At 71.8% G+C, this 624-nt stretch carries 1 protein-coding gene; it reads left to right on the forward strand.

Features of this window, described 5'->3' with window-relative positions:
- A partial coding sequence (locus MFF26_RS26380; protein ID WP_238308975.1) for a VCBS domain-containing protein occupies positions 1-624 on the forward strand: 624 nt, incomplete at both ends.

Raw genomic sequence — 624 nt, forward strand, 5'->3', positions numbered from 1 at the left:
GTCGTCGTCACGCTCTCCGGCATCAACGATGCCCCGACCTTCACCACCGCCCCGGGCCGCGCCAGCGTCACCGAGACCGCCGGGCCGACAGGCTCGAACGCCCTCCTGACCGCGCAGGGCAGCGCCGGATTTGCCGATCTCGACCTGACCGACGCCCACACGGTCGCCGTCTCGATGCAGGGCCGCGGCTTCATCGGCGCGATGACCGCCTCGGTCGTCACCGACACCACCGCCGGCGGGGCGGGCCGGGTCGTCTGGAACTGGAGCGCCCCCGACAAGGCCCTCGACTTCCTCGGCGCCGGCCAGACGCTCGACCAGACCTACACGCTGACCCTCTCGGACGGGAAGGGCGGGGTGGTACGCCAGGACGTCGTGGTGACGCTGGTCGGCACGGACGACCTGCCGAGCATCACGGGCTCGACCGGGGCGACGTGGTACGAGGGCACGGCCGTCAACCACGCGCGCTCGGGCACGCTGACCTTCGCCGATGCCGATCTGACCGACCACCTGACGGTCTCGTTCGCCGGTCAGAGCGTGAGCTACACCAGCGTGTCGGGGGCGGACCTGACCGCCAGCCTGACGGCGGATCAGGTCGCGGCCCTGAAGGCGGCGTTCACGATGCCG

Origin of the sequence: Methylorubrum suomiense (assembly GCF_022179765.1) — a bacterium.
Lineage (GTDB): Bacteria > Pseudomonadota > Alphaproteobacteria > Rhizobiales > Beijerinckiaceae > Methylobacterium > Methylobacterium suomiense.